Source organism: Spirulina sp. CS-785/01 (assembly GCF_028330525.1).
Lineage (GTDB): Bacteria > Cyanobacteriota > Cyanobacteriia > Cyanobacteriales > Spirulinaceae > JAQMSD01.
The window spans coordinates 1-4,905 of the sequence record NZ_JAQMSD010000087.1; the positions used below are offsets into that span (position 1 = coordinate 1).

The following is a 4,905-nucleotide window of genomic DNA, read 5'->3' on the forward strand; positions in this document are numbered from 1 at the left end:
CCCCTCGCTCCCCTCTGATGCGGTTTCTATAGGCATTCCCCAGACCCATTTGGGTCATTGCCCAGTCTTGGGGAAAGGCAGCACGGGTATAAATTTGTAAAGCCTTGTGGTAAGAAGCGATCGCCGTTTCCAGATTCTCCCCTCGCTCCCCTCTGATGCGGTGTTGATAGGCAATCCCCAGATTCATTTGGGTCTTTGCCCATTGTTCGGGAAAGGCAGCACGGGTATAAATTTGTAAAGCCTTGTGGTAAGAAGCGATGGCAATTTCAAGATTATTTGCCCGACTGCCTAACGGAAATTGGTTAATATCAATGGCAAAGTTGTGCAAATGTCTCGCCAAATCTTGATTTTTCCTAGAATTATTGGGGTCAATTTCCGCCTCAAACCATTGGGTAATAATCTCTGCAAAGGTCAGATCGAGTTTATCTTGATGTTGTGCCAGTAGGGGATAAACCACCTCTGGGTCGCTCTTGCTGTCAATTTCAGCCTGTAAAATTTCTAACCACACCCTTAAATAGTCTTCCCGTGTGGCATTGGGTTGGGTTATGCTGCGCTTCCCCCCACCGACAGGAGCGTTTCGCTCTTGCCACATGGAATGGAGAATCTCCACCAACTCCGCTTTTTGTTCCCTTGTAGCGGTTTGCAGCCATATATACCATTCCGCCTTCTCAGTAGGGGATAATGTGTCGCTGGCCGTAACCGCAGCGTGGGGGTCTTTCGGGAAGCCGTCGGGAAAAGTGTTTTGGGGTTCAGCCATGACAGGGAACAGTGCAATGCTTTTTCTAGTTTAGCAGAGGAGACGGGGGAAGGGGGAGAAACCGGGTTTCTTTGTTGATGGGACTGTATATGGGTTACATCTTGAGAGAAACCCGGTTTCTTGGTTGTTACTCCTCCTCCCCATACTGTCCAGAAGACTCCGCAGCGCGACGGGAAGGACGGGACGGGGTAGGATAAGAAATAATATCCAACTGTTGGGATTTTTGCCGTTTTTTCGGTTTCTTGGGCTTATTTCCCCGTCGTCTGGCTGAGGTGCGTTCTTCTGAGGTATCCTCGGTGACGACTTCGTATAAGGTGGCGAGTTTATTGGGGCCACTTCCTTTCCGCAACACCCGGCCCAACCGTTGCACATATTCCCTCGTTGACCCCGTACCGGATAAAATAACGGCAATCTTCGCATCGGGGACATCCACCCCTTCATTGAGGACGTGAGAGGCCACCAGCACTTTATACACCCCGTCTTTAAACCGTTGTAAGATGGCGTGACGTTCTTTGACTGGGGTTTGGTGGGTAATGGCGGGGATGAGAAATTCTTGGGAGATGCGATAGACGGTGGCGTTATCATTGGTGAAGACGAGGGTGCGTTCCGGGTAATGTTGGCTGATCAGTTCGCTTAAAACGCGCAATTTGCCCTCTGTTCCCAGGGCGATGTCTTTGGCCTCCCGATGGGCTAACATGGCTTGTCTGCCTTCTCTAGACCGGGCTGAGGCTTGCACGAAGGCTTGCCACCCGTTGAGGCTGGAGAGGGCAATGTTAGACTGGCGCAAGAATTGATTACGGGTTTTCATCGCTTCGTCATATTTTTCCCGTTCTTTGGGGGAGAGTTTCACTTTAATTTCTACGGTGTTATGGTGGGCTAAGGCTTGTCCGGAGAGGTCATCGGGACTCTTGCGATAGACGACATTGCCGATTAAACTAGAGAGGTCTCGATGACTGCCATCGGCGCGTTCTGGGGTGGCGGTGAGTCCTAAACGGTAGGGTGCGATCGCATATTCGGCAATCACTCGAAAAAAGTCCGTTGGCAGGTGATGACATTCATCAAAGATCAATAAGGCGTAACGGTTGCCTAAGTTTTCCGCATGAATGGCCGCACTATTATAGGTTGCCACAAGGAGGGGAGTTCTGTCTCCACTGCCTCCCCCCAATAACCCTAATTCCATATCCGGAAAGGCGGCCTCCAGTTGAGCATACCATTGGTGCATTAAGTCTAGGGTGGGGACTAAAATTAAGGCACTGCGGGGGGTGGACTGCATAGCCAACTGGGCCAAATAGGTTTTCCCCGATGCGGTGGGGAGGACAACCACTCCCTGTCTCCCGGCCAGTTTCCATGCTTGCAATGCCTCCTCCTGATGGGGGTAGGGAGTCATTTCTAAACTGGGGGTTAATTCCAGGGGGATAAAGTCTTTGGCCTCATCAACAAAGTTTGTCCCTTCGGCTTGTAAGGCTTCCACGAGGGGGCGATAATGGATGGCAGGGATGCGGAATTTCTCCACGCGATCGTCCCAGGTGGCAAATTCAAACCACGCTCTCCCTTTAGGAGGGGGATGTAAGAGGAGTGTACCACGGTGATAAGTGAGTTTTGGGAGTCGTGCCATAGCGATTCTACAGGTTATTTCCAACACCGAAAGGGAGGGTGATCCGTTTCCCATTGGCAAATGTCTGCATAGAGGGTAGTGTCTTGAAAATACACTGCTTCGTAAGCCAAGCGCAAACTGATTTCGACCTTCTCCGGTTCAACCTTATTATTTGTGCCAAGAGTTTTGCGTAACCCTAGCGATAAGATTTCCACCAAGTCATGGCCACAGCAGACTTGCCAAGGATCATGGGTGTTATTTTTGAAAGTTGTTAATTGTTCCTGTAACTGGGGATTACTTAAATCAGGTTGTTGAGATTTATTTTTCACTGCTTTGATGAGGTCATTTTCATTAATTGCTAAAGACTTGTCGTTGATAAATTTATTAAATTTTAGTCCATTAAAAGTTAAATTTAATCCATCTTGCTGCGATATCCAGCGCAGATATCCAAGGGAGAGTCCTGCGTTGAGGAGGGTTTCCCGAATATCTTGTGAAAATTGCTTTATTTTTTCCTCTGAACCGAGTTCTATTAAAACTTTTTCTAATGCAGGAGATTGAATTAAAAGCGTTTCGAGATCGTGAGTATCCGTCCGAAACAAATTCGGCCAACTTACCGGAGAGTCTAGCAAGTGATCAAAATCTGCATCTACAATAGCTAAAACTCCCTGAAAGTTATCCTGATTGAGAATCCTTAAAACTACAATGACTCGTTCTTTACTAGAGGGTTTTCCGGATAAAGTCACCACTTGGCATAAATCCCGATTAATTAAATTATAATAAAATTTTTTATCTGTGTCCCCTTCAACCAATAAAAAAGTACCTAAAAAACTACTCCTTCGCATCCGTATTTGGTTTGCGTCTCGGTCTGGTGTAAGATACTCTCTCACGCTTCAACACCTTTTAATTCAACAGTTAAATCCCAGCGATCTTGAATAATATCAGGAGAATGGGTTGCTATTAGAATGTCTATGTCAGCAAGTTTTGTGATTTCTTGTAAATCTTTCAAAAATTGCACTTGCCATCCTACATGCAGTGATAATTCAGGTTCATCAATTAAGACTAGAGAATTTGGTTTTACTTTAAACAATAGTTCGTAAAGTAATACTAATTCATGCTGTTCTCCTGAAGATAAATCTGTCGGAGATAAAGATTTTCCGTTAGGTGAGTTTTGCTCATTTTCATTTCTTGTAAAAATAAATCCTTTTTCTTTATCAAAGTTAATTTTCTTATAAGAAAATTTACGATTAATTATATCTCTAAGCAATTCTATCTTTTGAGCAATGTCTTTAAAGATACTGAGTTTTTTTTCTACATCTTCTATATATACAGACAAAATAGTTTTAGCACTATCATCCATATTTTTGGGACTTTGAAATTCGGAAGTTTCTTCTTGATTTAGTAAACCAACATCTATAAGACGAGAGCGAGTTTTGTCTAATTCATTTAATTGATAATAAAGTTGTTCACTATTTACATCGGGAGGATTTTGTTCTATCGCTCTTAATGGAAAGCTACGATCTAATGATTGAGAGATCGTGCCATATTCTGTAAATTTATCCTGCATTAACTGAGCAAGTTCTTCAGAATATGCTGAAACAGTTGGTAATGTTGTTAAAGGAAGTGTTCTTAATCTACTAGGGTAAATTCTAGAAGAGCGACTAGAAAATAAATTAAGGAGACGCTGAGATTCTATAATGCGAACGTAAGTATCAGACTTGATATTTTCTAGCCATTCCGGTTCTTCTGGTGACTTCAAAAAATCTGAAGGAAGGAAATCTTCAAAGCGATCCATCACGGCCTCTAAAGATAAAATTTCTCCTGTAGAAATATGCCTCCATTGTCTAGCATCTACTCTTTCTATCTCAGGAACTATATCGTCTAAAATAGAAATTGGCAATCGTTTTATATTTGTATCTTTTCGGCTTTTTAAATGCCAATAATGAATTTTTGAATCACTTTTGTAAAGTTCTATACTAATTTTAGCATTACTTTCATTTGTTTCTGTTTTTTTAATTATATTGATCAAACTATTATTATCTAGTGTGATTTTAAAATTATTAAAAGGTATTTTATAAAAAATAGAATACTTTGAATTAAATAATCCGTTCAGCATTTTAAGCATAATCGTTTTACCAAATCCATTTGGACTATGAATGATAGTGATTCTCTCTTTTATATTCAAAGGGATAATATGATCGAATATTCCAAATAAACCTTCTACAGAAATTTCTGTGATTTGCATAACTTATTTTCCTTTCTGTATAACAGAATTTGCTGTGTTTAATTGAGTGAACTGTCAAGTTAACAAACAAGGAAACTTACCCATAACTTACTACTATTTTAATACTTACATATTGTTTAATTACAGTTATTTTAGGATACACTATGTCAGCAGAGCAAGTAGGGCGATAACACCAGCCCTGTCAAGGTGGGTAACGAGATATGGCGGTTTGGAGTCGCCCTCACCCCCCAACCCCCTCTCCCAACCTTGGGAGAGGGGGAGAAAATGTCTCTCACAAGTGTCTGAAACAACGGTGTCTCGTTCTACAATTTC

3 protein-coding genes and 1 pseudogene are annotated in these 4,905 nt (G+C 42.5%); all 4 read right to left on the minus strand.

Going from position 1 to position 4,905, the window contains the following annotated elements:
* Positions 1-757, minus strand: a pseudogene (locus PN462_RS04770) (tetratricopeptide repeat protein); the annotation flags it as partial.
* 127 nt (positions 758-884) lie between these two features.
* Positions 885-2,372 carry a DEAD/DEAH box helicase gene (locus tag PN462_RS04775; protein ID WP_272126871.1) on the minus strand — a complete coding sequence of 496 codons (1,488 nt, stop codon included), beginning with the start codon at positions 2,370-2,372 and terminating at the stop codon, positions 885-887.
* A 14-nt stretch (positions 2,373-2,386) separates the two neighbouring features.
* Entirely contained in the window at positions 2,387-3,238 is an 852-nt protein-coding gene (locus PN462_RS04780) for a DUF4435 domain-containing protein (RefSeq protein WP_272126872.1), read from the minus strand.
* Entirely contained in the window at positions 3,235-4,593 is a 1,359-nt protein-coding gene (locus tag PN462_RS04785) for an AAA family ATPase (RefSeq protein ID WP_272126873.1), read from the minus strand. Before PN462_RS04785 ends, PN462_RS04780 begins: the two co-directional genes overlap by 4 nt.
* Between the last annotated feature and the right edge of the window lie 312 nt (positions 4,594-4,905).